This window comes from Massilia sp. 9096 (assembly GCF_000745265.1).
Classification (GTDB): Bacteria; Pseudomonadota; Gammaproteobacteria; order Burkholderiales; family Burkholderiaceae_D; genus Telluria.
The window spans coordinates 4,865,570-4,890,528 of record NZ_JQNN01000001.1; the positions used below are offsets into that span (position 1 = coordinate 4,865,570).

Here is a 24,959-nt window from a genome sequence, read left to right on the forward strand (position 1 = left end):
CGCGCGCCGCGGCGTGCGAGGTGTTCATGTCGTTCATTGCTTGCTCCAATTTTTCAAGTGGCGCTCAGCCGCCGCCGATCGCGCGCACCACGTCGACCTTGTCGTGGTTCGCCAGCAGCGTCTCGCGCCAGCGCTCGCGCGGCACCACGCGGCGGTTGACGGCCAGCGCCACCGCCTGGCCCTGCAGCCCGAGCGATTCGACCAGGGCGAGCAAGGTCGCTTCGCCCGCCGATCCAGGCGCGGCATGCGCCGCGCCGTTCAGTTCGATCTCCAGCATGGCGCCGTCAGGCCTTCTGGTACAGCTCGGCGCCCTGGCGCATGAACTCGACCGCCTTGACTTGCATGCCGCTGGCCGCGTAGTCGCGCACTTCCTGCGTGATCTTCATCGAGCAGAAGTGCGGGCCGCACATCGAGCAGAAGTGAGCGACCTTGGCCGAGTCCTTGGGCAGCGTCTCGTCGTGGAACTGGCGCGCCTTGTCCGGATCCAGGCCGAGGTTGAACTGGTCTTCCCAGCGGAATTCGAAACGCGCCTTGGACAGCGCGTTGTCGCGGATCTGCGCGCCCGGATGGCCCTTGGCCAGGTCGGCCGCGTGCGCCGCGATTTTGTACGTGATGATGCCGTCCTTGACGTCGTCCTTGTCGGGCAGGCCGAGGTGTTCCTTGGGCGTCACGTAGCACAGCATCGCGGTGCCATACCAGCCGATGTTGGCCGCGCCGATGCCCGAGGTGATGTGGTCGTAGCCCGGCGCGATGTCGGTGGTCAGCGGTCCGAGCGTGTAGAAAGGCGCTTCGTGGCACTGCTCGAGCTGCAGGTCCATGTTCTCCTTGATCAGCTGCAGCGGCACGTGGCCCGGGCCTTCGATCATGGTCTGCACGTCGTGCTTCCAGGCGATTTGGGTGAGCTCGCCGAGGGTGCGCAGCTCGGCCAGCTGGGCTTCGTCGTTGGCGTCGTAGATCGAGCCGGGACGCAGGCCGTCGCCGAGGCTGAAGGCGACGTCGTAGGCCTTCATGATTTCGCAGATCTCTTCGAAGTGCGTGTACAGGAAGGATTCCTTGTGATGCGCCAGGCACCACTTGGCCATGATCGAGCCGCCGCGCGAGACGATGCCGGTCAGGCGGTTGGCCGTCATCGGCACGAAGGGCAGGCGCACGCCGGCGTGGATGGTGAAGTAGTCGACGCCTTGCTCGGCCTGTTCGATCAGGGTGTCGCGGTACATCTCCCAGGTCAGCTCTTCGGCCTTGCCGTTGACCTTTTCCAGCGCCTGGTACAGCGGCACCGTGCCGATCGGGACCGGGCTGTTACGGATGATCCATTCGCGCGTCTCGTGGATATGCTTGCCGGTCGAGAGGTCCATCACGGTGTCGCCGCCCCAGCGCGTGGCCCAGGTCATCTTCTCGACTTCCTCGCCGATCGACGACGTGACCGCCGAGTTGCCGATGTTGGCGTTGATCTTCACGAGGAAGTTGCGGCCGATGATCATCGGCTCCGATTCCGGATGGTTGATGTTGGCCGGCAGGATGGCGCGGCCGCGCGCGATCTCGGAGCGCACGAATTCCGGGGTGATCTCGCGCGGCACCGAGGCGCCGAACGACTGGCCCGGGTGCTGGCGGCCCAGCATCTGCGCCATGCGCTGGCCGGTCGGGCCGGCCGCTTCCAGGCTTTGCAGGTATTCCTGGCGGCGCAGGTTTTCGCGGATGGCCACGAATTCCATTTCGGGGGTGATCAGTCCAGCACGCGCGTAGTGCATCTGCGTGACGTTGCGGCCGGCCACGGCGCGGCGTGGCTTGCGCGTGAGCTGGAAACGCAGCTCGGCCAGCTTGGGGTCGTTCAGGCGTTCGGTGCCGTAGTGCGAGGTCGGGCCGGGCAGTTCCTCGGTGTCGCCGCGCTCGCGGATCCAGCCGGCGCGCAGCGCGTCCAGGCCGGAACGGATGTCGATGCGCGCATCCGGGTCGGTGTACGGACCGGACGTGTCGTAGACCCAGACTGGCGGATTCGGCTCGGCGCCGAACGAGGCGGGCGTGGGCGACTGCTGGATTTCGCGCATCGGCACGCGGATGTCCGGACGGCTGCCGCCGACATAGACCTTGCGCGAGTTGGGGAGGGGTTCGACCGCGGCGGCATCGACGATGGCGCTGGCGGACAGGAATTTCGGATCGGCGTTCAAGTGCACTCCTTGTTGGCGACTGAAGATCGATCCAGCAGTCAGGAGTGCAAAGATGCGGACGGTCCCGATGGGTGCACGTACGCGGACTCTGTAGCTTCCCTTCGCTGGCATTATCCAGATCAGGTTCGGAGGGTATTTCTCACCCGCGCCGACAGTTCGGCGCAGGACCCCTAGCGTTGTGCCGCCCTTCTTGTGACAGGCGACGGGGCGGAGTGTACGCCGGTTTTTCTGCGATGGCAAACCCGGCGAGGGCGGTGGTGTCGCAGAAAGTTTGATGCGATACTATCCGCCCCGCCGACACCACGCATCCCATGGCCACTCTGACTCAGCTGTTGCTGTACCCGATCAAATCCTGCGCCGGCATGGCCGTGGCGTCCGCCACGCTGCTGGAATCCGGCCTGATGGCCGAGGGCGTGCACGACCGCGAATGGATGCTGGTGACCGACGACGGCCAGTTCCTGACCCAGCGCGAACACCCGCGCATGGCCCTGATTCATCCCCGTCCCGACGGGGACGCCTTGCGCATGCGCGCACCCGCGCAGGAAGACCTGCTGCTGCCGCTGGCCTGGAGCGACGCGGCCCCGGTGCGCACGGTGCGCATCTGGGACGACCTGGTCGACGCGCTTGACTGCGGCGACGCCACGGCCGCCTGGTTCAGCGCCGCGCTCGGCGCGCGCTGCCGCCTGGTGCGCTTCCCACGCAGCGCCGTGCGTCCGACCAGCGTCAAGTGGACCAGTGGGGTGCCGTCGCAGACGCGCTTTTCGGATGGCTATCCGCTGCTGCTGATCGGCCAGGCTTCGCTCGACGACTTGAACGCGCGCCTGCGCGCCGCCGGCCGCGCGGCGCTGCCGATGGACCGCTTCCGCCCCAACCTGGTGGTCGACGGCATCGACGCTTATGAAGAAGACTACATCGCGCAACTGAGCGCCGGCGGCATCGCGATCCGGCCCGTCAAACCGTGCGCGCGCTGCCCGATCCCGGCGATCGACCAGGCCACCGGCATCCCCGGTCCCGACCCGCTCGACATCCTGCAAAGCTACCGCGCCAATCCGCGCCTGGATGGCGGCATCTGCCTGGGCATGAATTGCATCGTGGGCGCCGGCGCCGGCCAGTTGCTGCATACGGGGCTGGAACTGGACGTCGATCTGGCATTTTGACAACGATTTAATTACGAGCCTGTTAGTTTTCGCGATTTTTTCGTTTTCTGGCGCGATAACTAGGCATAATTACAGATAATTGCCGAGGGGGAACGATTCATGCATGAGCGTGGCGCCAGCGTGCGCGAACTGATAGCCGAGAACGAGGCTCTGCGCCGGCAGCTTGCGAGCCTGCTCGACCAGGCCGAGAGCAATCACGCCATCATGATGCGCCACCAGGCCTTCGACCTCGAGCTCGTCGGCGCGGCCAATTTCCCCGAACTGGTCGGCACGATCTTCCGCCTGCTGCCGGTGGTGTCCGACCTCGACATCGTCACCCTGGCGCTGGTCGACACCGGCGCCGACATCTACACCGTCATGCACAAGCTGGGCGTCGATTTCGAAGCCTTTCCGAACTTGCTGTTTTATGAAAGCGTCGAGGAACTCGGCTACGACCTGGAGGCCGGCATGCCGCCCAAGCCGCGCCTCGGCCTGTACCACCCGGTGGCGCAGCGCATGGCGTTTCCGCAGCCGCCCGCCGGCCTGGCCAGCGTCGCGCAGGTGCCGCTGCTGCGCAACAAGCGCCTGATCGGCAGCCTGAACCTGGGCAGCCGCGACCCCGGCCGCTTCACGCCGATCCTCGGCACCGACTTCGTCGAGCACATGGGCTCGATCATCGCGATCTGCCTCGAGAACGTGATCAGCAACGAGATGCTGAAGTACATCGGCCTGACCGATGCGCTGACCGGCGTCTACAACCGCCGCTACATCGACCGCCGCCTGCTCGAGGAGATCGCGCGCGCGCGGCGCCAGGCCTACCGGCTGTCGTGCATGTACATCGACGTCGATTACTTCAAGCAGGTCAACGACACTTACGGCCACCAGGCCGGCGACGACGTGCTGCGCGAAGTCGCCGCGCGCATCAAGGCCGAGCTGCGCATGTCGGATGCGCTGGGGCGCTTCGGCGGCGAGGAATTCGTGGTGCTGCTGATCGACGCCGACCTGGACAGCGCCTGCATGGTGGCCCAGCGCATCCGCGCCGGCATCGCCGACCAGCCCTTCCTGCTGGCGGACGGGCAGGGGCTGGCGGTGTCGGTGTCGATCGGCGTCGCCACGCTCGGCGTCGCCACGCTCGGCGACGTCGCGCGCGAGCACCCGACCGAGGGCGTCGCCCAGCAGCTGCTGGCCCAGGCCGACCAGGCGCTGTACGCGGCCAAGGGGGCGGGGCGCAACCGGGTGGTGGCCGCGGAATAAGGGCGCGAAGGCCAGCCTGAAAATCAGCGCAGCAGCCGCCCCTCCGCCCGCGTCACCGCCGACCCGGTCCCGCGCAGCACCACCACGTCGCCGGCGCGCAGCTCGGTGTCGCCGCCCGGCTCGATGCGCTCGTTCCCGCGCCGCAGCGCGGTGATCTCGGCCCCGACCTCGTCCAGGTCCAGGTCGGCCACGCAGCGCCCGACCGCGCCGGCGCCTTCGCGCAGCGTGACCGAGTGCAGGCGCACGTAGCTGTGCTCCTGGTCGTCGGCGAGGTCGCCGGCGCCGGGGAAGAAGCCGCGCAGGGTGGCGTAGCGCTCGTCGCGCGCGGCCTGTACGCGGTGCACCACGCGCCGCAGCGGCACACCCATCACCACCAGCGCGTGCGAGGCCAGCATCAGGCTCGATTCCAGCGCCTCGGGCACCACCTCGGTGGCGCCGGCCTTTTTCAGCACGTCGAGTTCGGTGTCGTCGTGCGCGCGCACGATCACCGGCAGCTTGGGCGCCAGTTCGTGCACCAGGTGCAGCACCTTGAGCGCCAGGCGCGTGTCGGCGAAGGTGATCACCAGCGCGCTGGCGCGGTTGATGCCGGCCGCGATCAGCGCTTCGCGCCGGCCGGCGTCGCCGTAGGAGACGTTGGCGCCGGCCGCGTGGGCTTCCTGCACGCGCTCGGGGTCGAGGTCGAGCGCGTACCAGGGCAGCTTTTCCTCGGACAGCAGGGTCGCCAGGCTCTGGCCGCTGCGTCCGAACCCGGCGATGATCACGTGCTTTTGCGCCGCCATCGTGCGGCTGGCGAGCTGGGTCAGCTGCAGCGACTGCAGCATCCATTCGTTGGCCGCGACCTTCATCGCGATCTTGTCCATGTTGGCGATGACGAAGGGGGCCGCCAGCATCGACAGCACCATCGAGGCCAGCACCAGCTGGATCAGGTAAGGGGCGATCAGGTGAGAGTCCGAGGCGAGGTTGAGCAGGACGAAGCCGAATTCGCCGGCCTGGGCCAGGGCCAGGCCGGTGCGCATCGCGATGCCGTCCGAGGAACCGAAGGCCTTGGCCAGCAGCGCGATCAGCGCGAATTTGAGCAGCACCGGCACCACCAGCAGGAACAGCACGATCCACCAGTTCTCCGCCACCAGGCGCAGGTTGAGCAGCATGCCGATGGTGATGAAGAACAGGCCGAGCAGCACGTCGCGGAACGGCTTGATGTCCTCTTCCACCTGGTGCTTGTACTGGGTTTCCGAAATCAGCATGCCGGCGACGAAAGCGCCGAGCGCCATCGACAGGCCGGCGTGCTCGGTGATCGCGGCCGCGCCCAGCGTCACCAGCAGCAGGTTGAGCATGAACAGCTCCTGCGAGCGCCGCTTGGCCACCACGTTGAACCATTTGCGCATCACCTTCTGGCCGAAGAACAGCAACAGCGCCAGCACGCCGGCCGCCTTGATGCTGGCCCAGGCCAGCGTCATCGCCAGTTCCTCGGCCGGTTTGGCCAGCGACGGGATCAGGATCAGCAGCGGCACCACGGCCAGGTCCTGGAACAGCAGGATGCCGATGATGCGCCGCCCGTGCTGGCTCTCGAGCTCCAGGCGCTCGGTGAGCAGCTTGGAAACGATCGCCGTGGAGGACATCGCCAGCGCGCCGCCGAGGGCGAGGGCGGCCTGCCAGCCGATGTGCAGCGACGGCGGCAGGTAGCGCGTGAGGCTGGACACCAGTACGGTCGCGACGATGGTCAGGAGGACCTGGGCCAGGCCCAGGCCGAACACCAGCCGGCGCATGGATTTCAGCTGCTGCAGCGAGAATTCCAGGCCGATCGAGAACATCAGGAACACGACGCCGAATTCGGCCAGCGCGTGGGTCGAGGCGCCGTTGTCGGCCAGGTTCAGCGCATGCGGGCCGATCAGCACGCCGACCGCCAGGTAGCCCAGCATCGGCGGCAGGTGCAGCATGCGGAAGGCGACCACGCCGAGGACTGCGCTGCCCAGCAATAAAAGGGTTAATTCCAGGCCGGAGGTCATTCAGCGCGGTCTGTCAAGATGTGGTTTGTTTCGACTGGCAAGTTTTTTGCTTTCTTAATTCGGCTATACTTTGAATATGAGTGTAACCCATGAAAAAATAATGTTGACAAGTTTTGACGCGGCCCAGGCGCGTCGTGCGCTCGATCTTGCGCGCGACGCCCTGGAGATCGAGGGCGAAGCGATCCGCAAACTGGCCGAGCGCCTGGATCGCGACGACAGCGTGGCGCATGCGGTTCCCGAGGCGGTCGCCCTGATGCTGGCCTGCCAGGGGCGCGTGGTGGTGTCGGGCATGGGCAAATCGGGCCACGTCGCGCGCAAGATCGCCGCAACCCTGGCCTCGACCGGCACCCCGGCCCTGTTCCTGCATCCGGCCGAAGCGGCGCATGGCGACCTCGGCATGGTCACTCCCCAGGACGTCCTGATCGCCATCTCGTATTCGGGCGAAAGCAGCGAGCTGGCGGTCGTGATCCCGGCCGTCAAGCGCATGGGCGTGCCGGTGATCGCGATGACCGGCCGTCCCGACTCGCGCCTGGCCCAGGTGGCCGACGTGCACCTCGACGTCGCGGTCGACAAGGAAGCCTGCCCGCTGAACCTGGCGCCGACGGCGTCGACCACCGTCACCTTGGCGCTGGGCGATGCCCTGGCCGTGGCGCTGCTCGAACTGCGCGGTTTCAAGTCGGAAGACTTCGCGCTGTCGCACCCGGGTGGGGCCCTGGGGCGCCGTCTGCTCACGCACGTGCGCGACGTCATGCGCAGCGGCGCCGCGGTGCCGAAGGTCAAACCCGACGCATTGCTGACCCAGGCCCTGCTCGAGATTTCGGAAAAGGGCATGGGCATGACCGCCGTCGTCGACGAGGCCGGACGCCCGGTCGGCGTGTTCACCGACGGCGACCTGCGCCGCCTGATCGAAAAGGCCCAGGACTTTTCCAGGGTCGTGATCCGCGACGTGATGCACGCCAATCCGCGCCGCATCCACCCCGAGCAGCTGGCGGTCGACGCCGTCGCCGTGATGGAAGAATTCCGCATCAACCAGATGCTGGTGACGGACGCCGACGACGTGCTGGTCGGCGCGCTGCACATCCACGACCTGACCCGCGCCAAGGTGATCTGATGGGCGTCCCACTGGAACACATGCAGCGCGCGGCGCGCGTCAAAGTCATGATCTTCGACGTCGACGGCGTGCTCACCGACGGCAGCCTGACCTACGACGCCAACGGCGAGATCACCAAGACGTTCTTCGTGCTGGACGGCCTGGGCATCCAGCTGCTCAATCGCAGCGGCGTGCAGACCGCGATCATCAGCGCGCGTACCTCGCCGATCGTGATCAAGCGCGCGGCCGACCTGGGCATCACCCACGTCTTCCAGGGCCAGCACGACAAGCGCATCGCGTTTGCCGAGCTGCTCGAGAAAACCGGCGTCACGGCCGAGGAGTGCGGCTACATCGGCGACGACGTGATCGACCTGCCGCTGCTGTCGCGCGTCGGCTTTGCCGTCACGGTGCCGAGCGGCCATCCGGACGTGCAGTACCGCGCGCATTACGTGACCAGGAATCCGGGCGGACGCGGCGCCGTGCGCGAAGTCTGCGACATGGTGATGCGCGCCCAGGGCACCTACGAACAGGCGCTCGCGCCGTATTTCGGATAAGGATGGAGGCCATGGCCACGAACACTCGCAACAAGCGCACCGCGCACCGCGGCCCGCTGCTGGCCCTGATGCTGCTCGGGGTGTTCGCCGCGTTCGGCAGCTTCTGGCTGCTGCAGGTGATGCAGGGCGACCAGTCGGGGCCGAACATCGATGCGGGCAACGAGCCCGACTACATCATCGACAACTTCAGTTTCGTGCGCATGACCGAGACCGGCCAGCCGCGCTACGTGATCACCGGCGACCGCCTGACCCACCACCCGGCCGACAACACCTCCCTGATCGACAAGCCGATCGTGGTGAGCATGACGGTCGAGCGCCCGCACATGACCATGACCGCCGAGCGCGCGAACGTGAACCAGAACCAGAACCAGGTCGACCTGGCCGGCAACGTCGACATCCAGCGTCCCGGCGCACCGGCGCGCCCGGGCATGGGCGCGCTGCAGCCGCTGCGCATCCGCACCGAGGCCATGACGCTGCTGACGGACGACGAGATCGCCAAGACCCAACTGCCGATCACCATGACGCTGGGCGACGCCAAGGTCGACGCCATCGGCATGGTAGCCAACAACGCAACCCAACAGATCCAGCTGGGCGGCCGCGGCACGGCCACTTTCCCGCCGCGCCAGCAGCGCTGAAGCCCTACTAGAGAGGACAAGCACCCATGAAAAAAATACTCGCTGCCGCCATCTTCCTGTTGCCGCTGGCCGCATCGGCCGAGAAAGCGGACGCCCTCAAGCCGATCAAGATCGACTACAACGATGCCCACGTCGACCAGGTCACGCAGAACTACATCGCCACCGGCAACGTGGTCATCACGCGCGGCACCATGATCCTGAAGTCGGACAAGGCCGAAGTGCAGGAGACCCCGGACGGCTACCGCACCTTCATCCTGACCGCTGCGCCGGGCAAGCTGGCCACCTTCCGCCAGCACCGCGACGACGGCCCCAACATGTGGGACGAAGGCCAGGCCCAGCGCATCGAGTACGACGAGCGCAACGACCTGGTCAAGCTGTTCTCGAAGGCCGTCATCAAGCAGCTCGACGGCACGAAAGTAACGCAGGAGATGGACAGCGAATTCATCTCGTACGACAACCGCAAGGAAGTCCTGGTCGGCCGCAACGACGCCAACGGCGAGAACAAGGTCGGCAATGGCCGCGGCAGCATGACGCTGCAGCCGCACCGCGCACCGGCCGGCGCTGCAGCGCCCGCACCGGCGGCGGCGCCTGGCGCCCCATCTGCCGCACCCGCGGCCACACCGGCCGCCACCCCCGCCGCGGCGCAACCGGCAGCGGCAGGGAACAAGTGATGGAGGTGCGCAACGACGCAGCCGCGATCGCGTGCGGCAGCACCCTGGTCGTCAAGGGTCTCCAGAAAAGCTACGGCAAGCGCCTGGTGGTGCGCGACGTTTCGCTCGAAGTCGCGTGCGGCGAGGTGGTCGGCCTGCTCGGCCCGAACGGCGCCGGCAAGACCACGTCGTTCTACATGATCGTCGGCCTGGTGCCGTCGGACGCCGGCACCATCGAAGTCAACGGCGCCGACATCAGCAGCCTGCCGATCCACCGGCGCGCGCTGATGGGCCTGTCCTACCTGCCGCAGGAAGCCTCGGTGTTCCGCCGCCTGACGGTCGAGGAAAACATCCGCGCGGTGCTCGAGCTGCAGCGCGAGAACGGCAAGCCGCTGTCCAAGGCGCGCATCAACGAGCGCCTCGACCAGCTGCTGGGCGAGCTGCAGATCGACAAGCTGCGCCAGAACCCGGCGCTGTCGCTGTCGGGCGGCGAACGGCGCCGCGTCGAGATCGCGCGCGCGCTCGCGACCGATCCGCGCTTCGTGCTGCTGGACGAGCCGTTCGCGGGCGTGGACCCGATCGCCGTGATCGAGATCCAGCGCATCGTGCGCTTCCTGAAGGAGCGCGGGATCGGCGTGCTGATCACCGACCACAACGTGCGCGAGACGCTCGGCATCTGCGACCGCGCCTACATCATCAACCAGGGTGCGGTGCTGGCCTCCGGCCGGCCCGACGACATCATCGCCGACGAATCGGTACGCCGCGTGTATCTGGGTGAACACTTCAGAATGTAGTTATGAAACAGACGCTGCAACTCAAGACATCACAGCATCTTGCGCTCACGCCGCAACTCCAGCAGTCGATCCGCCTGCTGCAGCTGTCCACTCTCGAGCTGCACCAGGAAATCGAGCAGGTCCTGAGTGATAATCCGCTGCTCGAACGGCTCGACGATCCGCTCGACCGCTCGGTGCGCCTGCTGGGCGACGGCGCCATCAACAACGCCCCGGCCACGCCGGGCGAGGCTCCCAGCCCGGCCAACGCCAACGGCAGCGACGAGCACAGCGCGCCGGCCGCGAACGCCGAGGGCGAGGGCCACGAAGGCGGCGACGACGTGCACGCCGCCGAGCACGACGGCGACTGGGGCGAGGGCGGCCGGTCGAGCGGCGGCGGCGAGGAAGAGGATGGCCGTCCGCAGCTCGAGGCCAGCCCGGTCTCGCTGCGCGAACACCTGATGGAGCAGGTGCGCATGACCTGCGCCGCGGCGCGCGACTGCGCCCTGGTCGAGCTGATCGTCGACGCGCTCGACGACAACGGCTACCTCGAGGAATCGCTGGACGACATCCACGCGCGCCTGCCGGAAGAGCTCGAGATCGAGTTCGACGAACTGCGCACCGCGCTGTCGATGGTGCAGAGCCTCGACCCGGCGGGCGTGGGCGCGCGCAGCGCCGCCGAGTGCCTGGCGCTGCAGATCCGCCGCATGCCGGGCGTGCCGCTGGTGACGCGGCGCATGGCCCTGGTCATCGTCGAGCGCTACCTGAGCTGGTTCGCCCAGCGCGAATTCAACAAGCTGAAAAAGGCGCTCGACTGCGACGACGAGGACCTGCGCGAAGCCCAGGCCGTGATCCGCCGCTGCAACCCGCACCCGGGCGCCGCGTTCGCTTCGGACGTGTCGGACTTCGTGGTGCCGGACGTGATCGTGCGCCGCGCCAAGGATGGCTGGAGCGTGCAATTGAATCCCGAAGTGATGCCGCGCCTGCGCGTGAACAGCCTGTATGCGCAGGCGCTCAAGCAGGGCAAATCCGAGACCCAGATGAGCGCGCAGCTGCAGGAAGCCAAGTGGCTCATCAAGAACATGCGCCAGCGTTTCGACACGATCCTGCGCGTGGCCCAGGCCATCGTCGAACGGCAGCGCAACTTTTTCTCGCACGGCGCGGTTGCCATGCGGCCCCTTGTTTTACGCGAGATAGCTGATACACTAGGTTTACACGAGAGCACAATTTCTCGCGTCACAACGCAGAAATACATGCTGACCCCGCACGGCATGTTCGAGCTGAAGTATTTCTTCGGGAGCCACGTTGCCACCGAGGCGGGAGGCGAAGCATCATCGACGGCCATCCGGGCTCTCATCGTACAACTCACAGGAGCAGAAGACCCCAAGAACCCTTTATCCGACAGCAAGATCGCGGAGATGCTAGGGGAACAGGGAATGGTCATTGCGCGGCGCACGGTCGCCAAATACCGTGAGGCGCTCAAGATCCCGCCCGTTAGCCTTCGCAAATCCTTGTAACAAACGCTGCCTGTTGCGCTCCTGCGCACGCTTGCGGCAGCGTATCTTCAAAGGAGTGTGTGTATGAATCTCACCATCAGCGGCCATCACCTCGATGTCACCCCAGCCATCCGTGAATACGTACAGAACAAGCTCGAACGCATCACCCGCCATTTCGATCAAGTGATCGATTCCCACGTCATCCTCTGCATCGACAATCTCACCGAAAAAGACAAACGCCAAAAGGCCGAGATCAATCTGCGGGTGGCGGGAAAGATCCTGCATATCGCCAGCGCCGCGCACGACCTGTACGCCGCGATCGACATGCTGATGGACCGCCTGGACAGGCAGGTCGTCAAATACAAGCAGATGCTGCAGAATCATAGTCACACCGGACACAAGCGCATGCTGGATGAAGGAGACAGTGCAGCCGCCACGGCCTGACGCCGTCCGCAGCACAGCATGACGAAGGGCGCACTGGCGCCCTTTTCGTTTTATGATGCGGCTAGATCAACCATCTCCGACATCATGAGCGCAGACGCTACCCGCGAACACGTGCAGACCCGCATTGCCAACGGCACCGGCACCTTTACCCTCGACCGGCCCAAGGCCCTCAATTCGCTGTCGCTCGACATGGTGCGTGCGCTGACGCAGACCCTGCTGCTCTGGCGCGACGATCCTGCGGTCGATGCGGTCGTCATCGCCAGCAGCAGCGAAAAAGCGCTGTGCGCGGGCGGCGACATCCGCTTCTTTTACGAAGCCGGCCGTGCCACGCCGGGCGGTGGCAGCGCGCTGCTCGAAGATTTCTTCACCGAAGAATACGCGCTCAATCACCTGATCCATTTTTATCCCAAGCCCTACATCGCGCTGATGGATGGCGTCGTCATGGGCGGCGGCATGGGCATCGCGCAAGGCGGCCCCGACTGCGCACTGCGCATCGTGACCGAGCGGACCAAGATGGCGATGCCGGAGGTGAACATCGGGCTGTTCCCGGACGTGGGCGGCAGTCACTTCCTGTCGCATGCGCCGGGCAAGCTGGGGGTGTATCTGGGCGTGACGGGCGCGACAATTGGCGCGGCGGATGCGCTGTATGTCGGGTTGGCGGACGCGTTCGTGCCGGGTGAGCAGATGGGCGCGCTGCACGCATTGATCGAGGCGACCCCGGGTGCGCAACTGCCGGCGGCCATGCGCGACTTTGCCGCACCGTTTGCGCAGCAGGCCGGCGCGAGCAAGCTGCAAGCCGCGCGCAGCGTCATCGACCGCCACTTCGGCGCGGCATCGGTGTCCGCCATCATGGCCGCGCTGGCCGGCGACGACGATCCGTTCGCGCAGCAGGCGCTGCAGGCGATGCGCCAGCGCTCGCCGTTGATGATGTGCGTGACCCACGAGATGCTCGAACGCGGCGCCGCCATGGGCGTGGCCGACTGCCTGCGCATGGAGCGTTCGGTGGTGCGCCGCAACTTCGAACACGGCGAAGTGCTGGAAGGCGTACGCGCGCTGGTGATCGACAAGGACAACCGGCCTGCCTGGAATCCGCCGGCGCTGGATGCGGTCACGCCGGACATGGTGGCGCGCTTTTTCGAACCGGTGTGGCCGGACTGGGCGCATCCGCTGCGCCATCTGTGATCCTCGCGCGCGCGTGACGCGCAGTCCCGCGCGAGGCCTTACGGCTGCTCGCGGTGCCTGACCACCACGCGCTCGGTATCGCCGAAATACGCCCCGAGCCGCTCCGCCATGTACACCGAACGGTGCTGGCCGCCGGTGCAGCCGACCGCCACCGTCAGGTAGCTGCGGTTGTCCTTCTTGAACGAGGGCAGCCATTTGGCGATGAAGGCGCGGATGTCCGACAGCAGCTCGGTCGCTTGCGGCTGGGCGTCGAGGAAGGCGATCACCGGCGCGTCGCGGCCATTCAGCGGGCGCAGCGTCAGGTCGTAGTAGGGATTCGGCACGGCACGCACGTCGAACACGAAGTCGGCGTCCAGCGGCACCCCGTGCTTGAAGGCGAACGATTCGAAGAACAGCGTCAGCGGCGCGTGTTCGACCTCGGCCAGTTCCTTGACCCAGGCACGCAGCTTGTTGGCCGACAGCTCGGAGGTGTCGATCACGTGGCCGAGCTTTTCGATCGGTCCCAGGCGGTCGCGCTCTTCCAGGATGCACTCGATCAGCGTGCGGCGCGACGCCGGGTTCTCGCCGGGACGCAGTTCGTGCGACAGCGGGTGGCTGCGCCGCGTTTCGGAAAAGCGCGCGACCAGCGAATGCGTGCTCGAGGTCAGGAAGATCACCTTGACCTGGTGGCCTTCGTCGCGCAGCGTGCTGACCGTGGCCGGCAGCTCGGCCAGCGACTCGGCGCTGCGGGCGTCGACCGCGACCGCGATCTTCTTGTCCGGGTCGCCGTCGACGGTCTTGACCAGGGCCGGCAGCAGGGCGGGTGGAAGATTGTCGACGCAATAATAACCCGCGTCTTCGAGGACGTTCAGGGCAACCGATTTGCCGGAGCCCGAGATACCGGTGATGAGTACAATGCGCATGAGCGCATCATACCGCAATAATTGTCGATGAATTCGTCAAAGACGCGCGATGAATGCTGCTTAATCGCTGCTCATTGCCTGCCGCTGGCGGAGCAGGGGTTTCGTGAAGCATGGCTTCACGCCTGCGGAGCGGGCCGGGCCGCGAGGGCCGGCACTGTAATGCAGCGCATTAATCGCTGCTCATTGCCTGCCGCTGCCGCTCCATGAACTCCTGCAGCGTATCGATGCCGCGCAACTGCAGGATCGTGTTGCGCACCGCGGCCTCGAGCAGCACCGCGATGTTGCGGCCGGCCGCGACCGGGATCACGACCTTGCGGATCGGCAGGCCCAGCACGTCTTCGGTCGGGAAGTGGAACGGCAGGCGCTCGACTTCCTCGTCCAGCGCGCCGCGCTTGACCAGGTGGACGATGAGTTTCAGGCGCATCTTGCGGCGCACCGCGGTCTCGCCGAAGATCGCCTTGATGTCGAGCAGGCCCAGGCCACGCACTTCGAGCAGGTTCTGCAGCAGCGGCGGGCAGCGGCCTTCGATCATGTTGGGGGCAATGCGCGAGAACTCGACGGCGTCGTCGGCGACCAGGCCGTGCGAGCGCGAGATCAGCTCCAGGCCCAGCTCGCTCTTGCCGAGGCCGGAGTCGCCGGTGATCAGGACGCCCACGCCGAGCACGTCCATGAACACGCCGTGCATGATGACGCGCTGCGCCAGCTTCTTGGACAGGTACACGCGCAGGAAGTCGATCACCTGCGCCGCCGGCAGTGGCGTCGAGAACAGCGGGATGTTCTGCTCGTCGCAGATGGCGAGGATGTCCGGCGGGGTATCGAGACCCTGGGCGATGATCAGCGCCGGCGGGCCGCCCGCGATCAGCTCGCCGATCACATGGCTGCGCGAGCCGGTTTTCAGGCGCTGGTAATAGTTCAGTTCCTGGTGCCCGAACACCTGGATGCGGCCCGGGTGGATCAGGTTCAGGTGGCCGACCTGGTCGGCGGCCGAGACGGCGTCGCCCGAGATCAGGCGCTCGCCGCCCGGAAAACCGGCGAACCAGCCGAGTTGCAGGCTGTCGCGGTTGTCGTCGTACAGCCTCTGGATGGTCAGCGGAGTCTGCAGCATGATGGTCGCCGGCTCAGCCCAGGGCCTGCAGGCTCGGCTGCCAGTTGATGATGCGTTCGTGGACCGAGCGCGGATCGGGATCGGTCGCCAGCGCGGTGCGGATCGCCTCGTCCGAGAACAGCTCGGCGATCTCGGACAGGATTTCCAGGTGCTGCTGGGTCACGTGGTCCGGGATCAGGAGGAAGAACAGCAGCTTGACCGGCTGGCCGTCGGGCGATTCGAAGGGAATCGGCTCGACCAGGCGGACAAAAGCGGCCATCGGCGACTTCAGACTCTTGCTGCCCTTGACACGCCCGTGCGGCACGGCGACGCCGTGACCGAGGCCGGTGGAACCGAGGCGCTCGCGCGCGAACAGGTTGTCCGTGACGGTCGAGCGGGCGATACCCAGATTGTTTTCGAAGATCAGACCAGCCTGTTCAAAGGCGCGCTTCTTGCTCGACACTTCGATGTCGAGTTGGACATTCTCGAGCAAGAGGATTTTGCTTAAATTAGTCATAACACGCTTCAATTGCGGTGCACCAGGGGTGCTTGCGAGCGGGAATTATAGGCCTGTTTTATGCCTGTGTAATTCGAATTCTCGTCTGTACGATAAGCTGTAACGCCACCCTCATAAACCGTTACTGACCTGGCTTAAGGATGACGACCGAGTGTACGCAATTTCCTATATGGAATTTAGGATTTTGCGCAAGGAATACTTGTTGACAAGCGGTTTCGCCGATTTTTCTGGCGACCCGCAGCGCTGCCCGGCGCCCCCGGGTCTGTCCTCCGGGCCGGCAGCTGTGGCCCGAAACGGACACTTCACGTCTGCCAGATGGGGGCGCCGAGCTGGATTTCAGCCTGGATCCATCGGCTTCACTGGCGCGCGGTGCGCAAATTCGGCGGCTTGCCGGTGCTGAAATTCGCGCGCCAGGGATTGATGTCGAGGCCGCCGCGCCGGGTGTAGCGGGCATACACCGCAAGCTTGTTCGGTTTGCACTGGCGCAGGATGTCGCTGAAGATACGTTCGACACATTGCTCATGAAACTCGTTGTGCTCGCGGAAACCGATCAGGTAGCGCAGCAGGCTTTCCTGGTCGATCTGCGGACCGACGTAGCGGATCTGTACGCTGGCCCAGTCCGGCTGCCCGGTGACCAGGCAATTCGACTTGAGCAGGTGCGACACCAGGGTTTCCTCGACCGCGGCTTCTTCAAAATTGGCCTTGAGCAGCTCGGGCGCCGGACTGTAGCTGTCGACTTCGATGTCGAGGCGGTCCAGCAGCACGCCATCCAGTTCGCCCATCTTGAGCTTGGCGAAATCTTCCGGCAGCGTGAGCGCGACGTGGACCGGCGCACCGAAGGCATTCGACAAGTCTTCGCGCAGCAGGGCGAGCAGGGCGTCGGTATTGGCCAGGCGGGTCTGGTTGAAGGAATTCAGGTAGAGCTTGAACGACTTGGACTCGACGATGTTGGGCGAATCGGCGGGCGCCGTGATGACGGCGATCGCCACCTGAGGCTTGCCGCGCATGTTCAGCCACGACAGCTCATAGGCGTTCCAGATGTCGACGCCGAAGAAAGGCAGCGTGCCCTTCAAGCCGAGTTCGTCGCGCTTTTGCTGGCGCGGGATCGGAAACAGCAGCTCGGGCGCGTACTCGGTCTGGTAAGCCGAGGTTTTGCCGAGCGGCGATTGATCAGGAGTATTGTTCATGGTTCAGTCTCGATAGGCCGGCTGAGTTTGCCTGCCGCTGCGCACGGGATCGCCGGCGCGGCGGCAAAGCGGCGTATCGTACACCTTTTTCGGCACTGTATGCGCGTCCAGTCCTTACAAAAACAGCTTGTAGACCGGATTGGCCGTCTCGTCCCAGTGACGGTAGCCCAGCGTGTCGAGGAATTGGCGGAACTCGTCGATCTCGTGCGGCGGCACCTGCAGGCCGACCAGGATGCGGCCGACGTCGCCGCCCTGGTTGCGATAATGAAATAGCGAGATGTTCCAGTTCGGCGCCAGGCTGTCCAGGAAACGCATCAGCGCGCCGGGCCGCTCGGGAAACTCGCAGCGGTACAGCAGCTCGTCGTGCGCCAGCGCGCTTTTTCCCCCGACCAGGTGGCGCAAGTGCTGCTTGGCCAGTTCGTCTTGGGTCAGGTCGAGCGTACGAAAACCGTGCTCTTCGAAGGTGCGCGCCAGCAGCGTCGACTCGTCGCGGTTGCCGATCTGCACGCCGACGAAGACGTGCGCTTCACGCTCGTCGCTGATGCGGTAGCTGAATTCGGTGACGTTGCGTGGTCCGACCAGGCTGCAAAAGCGCTTGAAGCTGCCGCGCTGCTCGGGCATCGTCACCGCGAACACGGCTTCGCGCGCTTCGCCGACTTCGGCGCGGTCCGCGACAAAGCGCAGCCGGTCGAAATTCATGTTGGCGCCGCAGGCGACCGCGACCAGCACTTCGTTATGGACCGGCCGGCGCGTCATCTGCGCGCGCTCGATATACGCCTTGGCGCCGGCCACCGCCAGCGCACCGGCCGGCTCGAGGATGCTGCGCGTGTCCTGGAACACGTCCTGGATCGCGGCGCAGATGGCGTCGGTGTCGACGATCACGATCTCGTCGACCACTTCCTTGGCGATCCGGAAAGTTTCTTCGCCGACCAGGCGGACCGCGGTACCGTCGGAAAACAAGCCGACGTCCGGTAGGGTGACGCGTTCACCCGCCTTGAGGCTTTTCGCCATCGCGTCGGAATCGACGGTTTGCACGCCGATCACGCGGATGTCGGGCCGCACCGCTTTCACGTAAGCGCCGACGCCCGAGATCAGGCCGCCGCCGCCGATCGCGACGAAGATCGCATGGATCGGACCGGCATGCTGGCGCAGGATTTCCATGGCGATCGTGCCCTGGCCGGCGATCACGTCCGGGTCGTCGAACGGATGCACGAAGGTCAGCTTTTGTTCGCGCTCGAGCGACAGCGCATGGTTGTAGGCATCGGTGTAGGAATCGCCGTGCAGGACGACCTCGACGTTGGCGCCGCCGCGCGCCTTGACCGCATTGATTTTCACCGGCGGCGTGGTGGTCGGCATCACGATCAGCGCGCGGCAGCCAAGCCGGCTGGCCGACAAGGCAACCCCTTGCGCATGGTTGCCGGCCGAGGCGCAGATCACACCGCGCTTGAGCTGCTCGGGCGGCAGGTGCGCCATTTTGTTGTAGGCACCGCGCAGCTTGAAGCTGAACACGCTTTGCATGTCTTCGCGCTTGAAATAAATGCGGTTGCCCATGCGCTGCGACAAAGTCGGCGCGTACTCGAGCGGTGTTTCTTGGGCTACGTCATAGACGCGCGCGGTCAGGATTTTCTTGAGATAGTCGGTCGTCATGTTGAGGTCTGGGCTGAGTAATTGCCGACGACATGCCGCGTCCGAATGGCGGACGGCGTGGCGAAACGGTCCTGCTTGGCGATAGCCGAGGCGTGCAAGGCGGTGGCGGTGCTGGGTGTGGCGTGGCCAACCGTGTCGTTGCGAAGGTTGCAGCTCATTATAATGGCCGATCCCTGCCATCCGCTATTTCCATTTTTTATCGATGATCGACTCCGCCGTCCTCTGGCTGCTGAAATTCCTTGCCGTGCCGACCGTCGGTCTCTCATCGGTGTTCCTGATCAGCTTCGTCTCCGCGACCTTGCTGCCGCTTGGCTCCGAGCCGGCCGTGTTTGCCGTCATCAAGGCCAATCCATCGATGTTCTGGCCGGTGGTGCTGGTGGCGACGCTCGGCAATACGCTGGGCGGCATCACCGATTACTGGATCGGCTATCGCGCCAAGGTGGCGTTTGCCAAGGAACGCTCGTCACGCTGGTTTCACTGGCTGTCCAAATATGGCGCCAAGACCATGCTGCTGTCCTGGCTGCCGGGCATCGGCGATCCCTTGTGCACCTTGGCCGGATGGCTGCACCTGCCGTTCTGGCCGAGCGTGATTTATATGGCGATCGGTAAATTCGGGCGTTATCTGTTCATGACGATGACGCTGCTTTATATTCCGAATGGATGGTGGCGCTGGGCCGGCGATACCTTGAATCGCTTGTTTTGAAAAGCGAATCGCCTGGATCATGAAAAAAGCCCCTGGACGGGGCTTTTGCATTGGGATGTGCGAATTATTTCGAACGCGCGAACTTGCGGCGCAGGCCCAGGCCTGCCAGGCCGAGGCCGATCAGGGCCAGCGAAGCCGGCTCCGGGACGTTATTCGTCACAGCGATGTTGGTGAAGACGAAGTTCTCGTCGTTGTAGTCGAAGTCGGTGCCGTGGGCGCGGTCCAGGTCTTCGAAACCGATCGCGATACCTTCCGGGATCACGTCGTCGCCGCCGTAGATCGACGAGTAGATGTGCTGGGTCAGGTCGGTATTCTGGGTCGGGTCGGTGGACCAGGTCGGAATCGTCGAGCCGTCGTAGGTCGCCGTGGTGATCAGCTGGAACGTCAGGACCGTGCCTGCCTGCACCACACCGAAATCGAGCATATCGCCATAGGCCGAAGTGTGATTACCCAGCCCGGAAATATTGGTCGGCTGCCCATTGAGGAGCAAGGTAATCATGTTGGTATTGGCCGCATCGGAGCCGGCGAAATACGCTTTTACGTTACCAGTCGTCGCCGCGGTAAAAACATAAACATCGGGATTCGGCGTGCCGGGATTCGCATACGAAGTCGGCATTGCATGGGCAGTCCCCATAAATGCAAACACAGAACCCAGAGCCAAGCTTGTAATGATTTTTTTCATGACATTCCCCTTAGTGAGTGGAGCTCAACAATTAGCAATTAATATGCCATTGAGTATTTGCGTATATTAAACAAGTAGTTATAGGGATATGCATACTGGATGTTACCCAAGTGTAAAGAATGCCGACAGGAAAAAACGGAAAAAATGAAATGGACGAAGACGCTGTAGTCGGCTCAGCCACTGTGGATAAGTTGCCACTGTTTTCACGCTGCCAATCTTTTGATGGAAAAAGTTCTATTCGGCAAAAATAAATTCGACGAAAATTGTCGTTCGCCGCGATTTGTCGCGGTGTCGAGCTTGGCAGGATGGGCTGCGAGCCAGCGTAGTGAACCGCAATACGCTAGAATGGATGTCCTACGCGTCAGTTCGTCAGCCGATCTCCCATGAACGCCCCTGCCAATATCCACGCCCTGCTCGAAGAAAACGCGCCTGCCCGGTTGCGTGAAATCCCCTATAACTACACATCGTTCTCGGATCGCGAAATCGTGATCCGCCTGTTGGGCGAGTCCTCGTGGCAGTTGCTCGATGCGCTGCGCGGCGCGCGCCAGACCGGGCGTTCGGCGCGCATGCTGTACGAGGTGCTCGGCGACATCTGGGTGGTGCGCCGCAACCCCTACCTGCAGGACGACATGCTGGACAACCCGAAGCGGCGCGCCAAGCTGATCGAGGCCCTGCATCACCGCCTGGCCGAGGTCGACAAGCGCCGCCTGGCGGTCGATGCGGGCGAGGGTGACGATCCGGCCAGCGCCAGCGCGCGCAGCCACGCCGTCGAGCAGCTGCTGGTCGCGGCGCGCAAGGCGGTCGACGATTTTGGCCGCGAATTTTCCGACATGTACGACCTGCGCAAGCGCGCACGCGCGGTGCTGGGTCGCTACACGGACAAGCGCAACATCCGCTTCGACGGCATGCACCGCACCTCGCACGTCACCGACGCCACCGACTGGCGCGTCGAGTACCCGTTCCTGGTGCTGGTGCCGGACACGGAAGACGAGATGGCCGGCCTGGTCAAGGGCTGCATCGAGCTCGGACTGACCATCATCCCGCGCGGCGGCGGCACCGGCTACACCGGCGGCGCGATCCCGCTGACGCCGATGTCGGCCGTGATCAACACCGAAAAGCTGATCACGCTGGGCCAGGTCGACATGCAGCACCTGCCGGGCGTGGACCGCGAGTACGCGACCATCTACACCGGCGCCGGCGTGGTCACCCAGCAGGTCTCGCAGGCCGCCGAGAAGGCCGGCTTCGTGTTCGCGGTCGACCCGACCTCGGCGCATGCGTCCTGCATCGGCGGCAACATCGCCATGAACGCCGGCGGCAAGAAGGCCGTCCTGTGGGGCACCGCGCTCGACAACCTGGCTTCCTGGCGCATGGTCGACCCGAACGGCGACTGGCTCGAAGTCACGCGCATCAAGCACAACCTCGGCAAGATCCACGACGACCCGCTCGCGATCTTCAAGCTCGAATGGACGCATCCGTCGGAAAAGGGCGCGCCGCGCGGTGCGCCGTTCCGCACCGAGATGCTGGAAATCGAAGGCCGCCGCTTTCGCAAGGAGGGCCTGGGCAAGGACGTCACCGACAAGTTCCTGGCCGGCCTGCCGGGCATCCAGAAAGAGGGCACCGACGGCTTGATCACGTCGAGCCGCTGGATCCTGCACAAGATGCCGAAGCACACGCGCACCGTGGCGCTGGAGTTCTTCGGCCAGGCACGCGACGCGATTCCGTCGATCGTCGAGATCAAGGATTACCTCGATAGCCTGCCGAAAAACGGCAAGCCGGAATTCGCGAGCCTGCGCCTGGCGGGCCTGGAGCACCTGGATGAGCGCTACCTGCGCGCGGTCGGCTACGCGACCAAGTCCAAGCGCGGCACGCTGCCGAAGATGGCGCTGTTCGGCGACATCGTCGGCGACGACGAGAACGCCGTGGCGCTGGCCGCGTCGGAAGTCGTGCGCCTGGCGAACACGCGCGTGGGCGAAGGCTTCGTCGCCGTCAGCCCGGAAGCGCGCAAGAAATTCTGGCTCGACCGCGCGCGCACCGCGGCGATCGCGCGCCACACCAACGCCTTCAAGATCAACGAGGACGTGGTCATCCCGCTCAACCGCATGGGCGAGTACACCGACGGCATCGAGCGCATCAACATCGAGCTGTCGATCAAGAACAAGCTGCAGCTGGTCGAACAACTGCACGCCTACATCACCTCGGGCACGCTCGACGTGATGAAGGCCGACGACGCGACCGGCGAGGGCATCTCGAAGGAAGAGATCCTGGGCGAGCTTCCGCAGCAGGCCGACGAGCTGCTGGCCAGGGTCGCGGCGCGCTGGGGCTGGCTGCTGGCCAACCTCGACCAGCCGCTGCGGGACGCCATGTCCAAGCTGACCGACTTCGGCCTGGACGGGATGCTCGAAACCTTCGAGCGCCGCCTGCTGGAACAGCCGCGGGCGACCGTATTCGACGTGGTGCAGGACCACACGGTGCGCGTCTCGTGGAAGAACGACATCCGCGCGCCGCTGCGCCAGATCTTCAACGGCGCGGCCTATCAGCCGATCCTGGATGAGGCCACGGCGATCCACGGCCGCGTGCTGCGCTCGCGCGTGTTCGTCGCGCTGCACATGCACGCCGGCGACGGCAACGTCCACACCAACATCCCGGTGAACTCGGACGATTACGCGATGTTGCAGGATGCGCACAAGTCGGTCGAGCGCATCATGAAGCTGGCCCGTTCGCTGGACGGCGTGATCTCGGGCGAGCACGGCATCGGCATCACCAAGCTCGAGTTCCTGACCGACGACGAGATCCGCGAGTTCCGCGACTACAAAAAGCGCGTCGACCCGGAAAACCGCTTCAACAAGGGCAAGCTGCTCAACGGCGAAAGCGGCTACGCCGACCTGCGCAATGCCTACACGCCGTCGTTCGGCCTGATGGGCCACGAATCGCTGATCATGCAGCAGAGCGACATCGGCGAGATCGCCAACAGCATCAAGGACTGCCTGCGCTGCGGCAAGTGCAAGCCGGTCTGCACGACGCACGTGCCGCAGTCGAATCTGCTGTACTCGCCGCGCGACAAGATCCTCGCGACCTCCGCGCTGATCGAAGCCTTTTTGTACGAAGAGCAGACCCGCCGCGGCGTGTCGATCCGGCATTGGGAAGAATTCGAGGACGTGTCGGACCACTGCACCGTGTGCCACAAGTGCGTGACGCCGTGCCCGGTCAACATCGACTTCGGCAACGTCTCGATGAACATGCGTAACCTGCTGCGCAAGATGGACAAGCGCAGCTTCAAGCCGGGCAACCGCGCCGCGATGTTCTTCCTGAACGCGACCGATCCGACCACGATCAACCTGACGCGCAAGGCGATGGTCGACCTGGGTTTCAAGGCCCAGCGCCTCGGCAACGCCGTGCTCAAAGGCCTGGCCAAGGAGCAGTCGCACAACCCGCCGCCGACCACCGGCAAGGCGCCCGTGCGCGAGCAGGTGATCCACTTCGTCAACAAGAAGATGCCGGGCAATCTGCCGAAGAAGACGGCCCGTGCGCTGCTCGACATCGAAGACGACAAGGTCATCCCGATCATCCGCAACCCGAAGGTCACCAACGCCGACACCGAGGCCGTGTTCTACTTCCCGGGCTGCGGCTCGGAGCGCCTGTTCTCGCAGGTCGGCCTGGCGACCCAGGCGATGCTGTGGGAAGTCGGCGTGCAGACCGTGATGCCGCCGGGCTATTTATGCTGCGGTTACCCCCAAAGGGGAGCAGGTCAGTACGACAAGGCCGACAAGATGGTGACCGATAACCGCGTGCTGTTCCACCGCATGGCCAACACGCTCAATTACCTGGACATCAAGACGGTCGTGGTCTCGTGCGGCACCTGCTACGACTCGCTGGCGGGCTACGAGTTCGACAAGATCTTCCCGGGCTGCCGCATCATCGACATCCACGAGTACCTGCTCGAGAAGGGCGTCAAGCTGGAAGGCGTCACCGGTACCCGCTACATGTACCACGACCCCTGCCACACGCCGATGAAGCTGCAGGAGTCGACCAAGACGGTCAATGCGCTGATCCAGACCGTCGACCAGGTCAAGATCGAAAAGAACGACCGCTGCTGCGGCGAGTCGGGCACCTTCGCCGTCAGCCGTCCGGACATCGCGACCCAGGTCCGCTTCCGCAAGGAGCAGGAGATGGACAAGGGCGCAAATAAACTGCGCGCCGACGGCTTCACGGGCGAGGTCAAGATCCTGACCAGCTGCCCGTCCTGCCTGCAGGGCCTGTCGCGCTACAACGAGGACGCCGGCACCACCGCCGACTACATCGTGGTCGAGATGGCGCGGCACCTGCTGGGCGAAAACTGGATGCCGGATTACGTGGCCAAGGCCAACAACGGCGGTATCGAAAGGGTGCTGGTATGACGCTGCAGCCACGGGCGGAGCCGGGCTGCGAGCTGTGCGGCCTGGCCGCCGGCACGATCCCATCGGGCGCCCAGGCCGTGTTCGAGCACGACAAGTTCGTCGTGATCCTCGTCGACGAGCCCAACTATCCCGGCTTCGCGCGCGTGGTCTGGCGCGCGCACGTGCGCGAGATGAGCGACCTCGACGACGAGGACCGCCTGCTGGTCAACGACGCCGTCTACAAGCTCGAGCTGGCCGTGGTTGACGCGATGCAGCCGCTGAAGGTCAACGTGGCCAGCCTGGGCAACGTGGTGCCGCACCTGCACTGGCACGTCATCCCGCGCTACGCGGATGACGCCCACTTCCCGGCGCCGGTATGGGCGCAGGCGATGCGCGCCGCCGATCCGGCCGTGCTGGCCTCGCGCCGCGCCTTGTTGCCGCAACTGGCCCAGGCGATCGAACGCCAATTCACAGCGCGGTAA

The 24,959-nt window shown here is 65.1% G+C and carries 22 protein-coding genes and 1 riboswitch; of the genes, 13 read left to right on the forward strand and 9 right to left on the reverse strand.

The window, feature by feature from the left end; all coding sequences use genetic code 11:
• Positions 1-64: 64 nt before the first annotated feature.
• Positions 65-277: a sulfur carrier protein ThiS gene (gene thiS / locus FA90_RS21125; RefSeq protein ID WP_036172321.1), complete on the reverse strand. Its 213-nt coding sequence runs from the start codon at positions 275-277 to the stop codon at positions 65-67.
• A gap of 7 nt (positions 278-284) precedes the next feature.
• Positions 285-2,165 carry a phosphomethylpyrimidine synthase ThiC gene (thiC, locus tag FA90_RS21130; RefSeq protein WP_036172322.1) on the reverse strand — a complete coding sequence of 627 codons (1,881 nt, stop codon included), beginning with the start codon at positions 2,163-2,165 and terminating at the stop codon, positions 285-287.
• Positions 2,166-2,244: 79 nt separating this feature from the next.
• Positions 2,245-2,347, reverse strand: a riboswitch (TPP riboswitch).
• A gap of 129 nt (positions 2,348-2,476) precedes the next feature.
• On the opposite strand from thiC, the gene FA90_RS21135 reads away from it, so the two are divergent.
• Both FA90_RS21135 and FA90_RS21140 read left to right on the forward strand, forming a co-directional pair.
• Positions 2,477-3,322, forward strand: coding sequence for an MOSC domain-containing protein (locus FA90_RS21135; protein WP_036172324.1), 846 nt, complete (start codon positions 2,477-2,479; stop codon positions 3,320-3,322).
• A 99-nt stretch (positions 3,323-3,421) separates the two neighbouring features.
• Positions 3,422-4,555 (forward strand): diguanylate cyclase, encoded by a 1,134-nt coding sequence (locus tag FA90_RS21140; RefSeq protein WP_036172326.1) that lies wholly within the window; start codon positions 3,422-3,424, stop codon positions 4,553-4,555.
• 23 nt (positions 4,556-4,578) lie between these two features.
• Here FA90_RS21140 and FA90_RS21145 read toward each other — a convergent pair whose 3' ends face one another.
• Positions 4,579-6,561 carry a monovalent cation:proton antiporter family protein gene (locus FA90_RS21145; protein ID WP_036172328.1) on the reverse strand — a complete coding sequence of 661 codons (1,983 nt, stop codon included), beginning with the start codon at positions 6,559-6,561 and terminating at the stop codon, positions 4,579-4,581.
• A 76-nt stretch (positions 6,562-6,637) separates the two neighbouring features.
• Between FA90_RS21145 and FA90_RS21150 the strand changes: the two genes are divergently transcribed.
• The 8 genes from FA90_RS21150 (at position 6,638) to FA90_RS21185 (ending at position 13,382) form a co-directional block, all read left to right on the forward strand.
• Positions 6,638-7,672 (forward strand): SIS domain-containing protein, encoded by a 1,035-nt coding sequence (locus tag FA90_RS21150; protein WP_036172331.1) that lies wholly within the window; start codon positions 6,638-6,640, stop codon positions 7,670-7,672.
• Positions 7,672-8,205: an HAD family hydrolase gene (locus tag FA90_RS21155; protein ID WP_036172333.1), complete on the forward strand. Its 534-nt coding sequence runs from the start codon at positions 7,672-7,674 to the stop codon at positions 8,203-8,205. The genes FA90_RS21150 and FA90_RS21155 overlap by 1 nt, the downstream gene beginning before the upstream one ends.
• Positions 8,206-8,216: 11 nt before the next feature.
• Positions 8,217-8,840, forward strand: coding sequence for an LPS export ABC transporter periplasmic protein LptC (gene lptC / locus FA90_RS21160; protein WP_036176627.1), 624 nt, complete (start codon positions 8,217-8,219; stop codon positions 8,838-8,840).
• A 26-nt stretch (positions 8,841-8,866) separates the two neighbouring features.
• The gene (gene lptA / locus FA90_RS21165; RefSeq protein ID WP_081933970.1) at positions 8,867-9,511 is read left to right on the forward strand and encodes a lipopolysaccharide transport periplasmic protein LptA; all 645 of its coding nucleotides are present in this window, start codon (positions 8,867-8,869) and stop codon (positions 9,509-9,511) included.
• Between the two features lie 5 nt (positions 9,512-9,516).
• Positions 9,517-10,284, forward strand: a complete 768-nt coding sequence (gene lptB / locus FA90_RS21170; RefSeq protein ID WP_239700872.1) for an LPS export ABC transporter ATP-binding protein — start codon at positions 9,517-9,519, stop codon at positions 10,282-10,284.
• A gap of 2 nt (positions 10,285-10,286) precedes the next feature.
• The gene (locus FA90_RS21175; protein WP_036172335.1) at positions 10,287-11,777 is read left to right on the forward strand and encodes an RNA polymerase factor sigma-54; all 1,491 of its coding nucleotides are present in this window, start codon (positions 10,287-10,289) and stop codon (positions 11,775-11,777) included.
• 63 nt (positions 11,778-11,840) lie between these two features.
• Positions 11,841-12,200, forward strand: coding sequence for a ribosome hibernation-promoting factor, HPF/YfiA family (hpf, locus tag FA90_RS21180; RefSeq protein ID WP_036172337.1), 360 nt, complete (start codon positions 11,841-11,843; stop codon positions 12,198-12,200).
• Between the two features lie 84 nt (positions 12,201-12,284).
• On the forward strand, positions 12,285-13,382 hold the full coding sequence (locus tag FA90_RS21185; RefSeq protein ID WP_036172339.1) for an enoyl-CoA hydratase/isomerase family protein: 1,098 nt from the start codon (positions 12,285-12,287) through the stop codon (positions 13,380-13,382).
• A gap of 38 nt (positions 13,383-13,420) precedes the next feature.
• On the opposite strand, the gene rapZ is transcribed toward FA90_RS21185, so the two are convergent.
• The 5 genes from rapZ to ilvA all read right to left on the reverse strand — a co-directional run bounded on the left by rapZ (position 13,421) and on the right by ilvA (position 18,899).
• Complete coding sequence (gene rapZ, locus FA90_RS21190; RefSeq protein ID WP_036172341.1) at positions 13,421-14,284, reverse strand: RNase adapter RapZ; 864 nt, start codon at positions 14,282-14,284, stop codon at positions 13,421-13,423.
• Between the two features lie 169 nt (positions 14,285-14,453).
• A complete protein-coding gene (hprK, locus tag FA90_RS21195; RefSeq protein WP_036172343.1) occupies positions 14,454-15,389 on the reverse strand; it encodes an HPr(Ser) kinase/phosphatase in 936 nt (311 codons plus the stop codon).
• Between the two features lie 13 nt (positions 15,390-15,402).
• Entirely contained in the window at positions 15,403-15,885 is a 483-nt protein-coding gene (locus tag FA90_RS21200) for a PTS sugar transporter subunit IIA (RefSeq protein ID WP_036172345.1), read from the reverse strand.
• A gap of 356 nt (positions 15,886-16,241) precedes the next feature.
• Positions 16,242-17,072, reverse strand: a complete 831-nt coding sequence (queF, locus tag FA90_RS21205; protein ID WP_036172347.1) for an NADPH-dependent 7-cyano-7-deazaguanine reductase QueF — start codon at positions 17,070-17,072, stop codon at positions 16,242-16,244.
• A 114-nt stretch (positions 17,073-17,186) separates the two neighbouring features.
• Complete coding sequence (ilvA, locus tag FA90_RS21210; protein ID WP_081933971.1) at positions 17,187-18,899, reverse strand: threonine ammonia-lyase, biosynthetic; 1,713 nt, start codon at positions 18,897-18,899, stop codon at positions 17,187-17,189.
• Positions 18,900-18,921: 22 nt separating this feature from the next.
• On the opposite strand from ilvA, the gene FA90_RS21215 reads away from it, so the two are divergent.
• The gene (locus tag FA90_RS21215; protein ID WP_036172351.1) at positions 18,922-19,422 is read left to right on the forward strand and encodes a YqaA family protein; all 501 of its coding nucleotides are present in this window, start codon (positions 18,922-18,924) and stop codon (positions 19,420-19,422) included.
• Positions 19,423-19,486: 64 nt separating this feature from the next.
• Here FA90_RS21215 and FA90_RS27010 read toward each other — a convergent pair whose 3' ends face one another.
• Positions 19,487-20,104, reverse strand: coding sequence for a PEP-CTERM sorting domain-containing protein (locus tag FA90_RS27010; protein WP_081933972.1), 618 nt, complete (start codon positions 20,102-20,104; stop codon positions 19,487-19,489).
• 383 nt (positions 20,105-20,487) lie between these two features.
• On the opposite strand from FA90_RS27010, the gene FA90_RS21225 reads away from it, so the two are divergent.
• Together FA90_RS21225 and FA90_RS21230 are read left to right on the forward strand one after the other, a co-directional pair.
• Entirely contained in the window at positions 20,488-24,498 is a 4,011-nt protein-coding gene (locus tag FA90_RS21225) for an FAD/FMN-binding oxidoreductase (protein ID WP_036172353.1), read from the forward strand.
• Positions 24,495-24,959: an HIT family protein gene (locus FA90_RS21230; protein ID WP_036172355.1), complete on the forward strand. Its 465-nt coding sequence runs from the start codon at positions 24,495-24,497 to the stop codon at positions 24,957-24,959. The genes FA90_RS21225 and FA90_RS21230 overlap by 4 nt, the downstream gene beginning before the upstream one ends.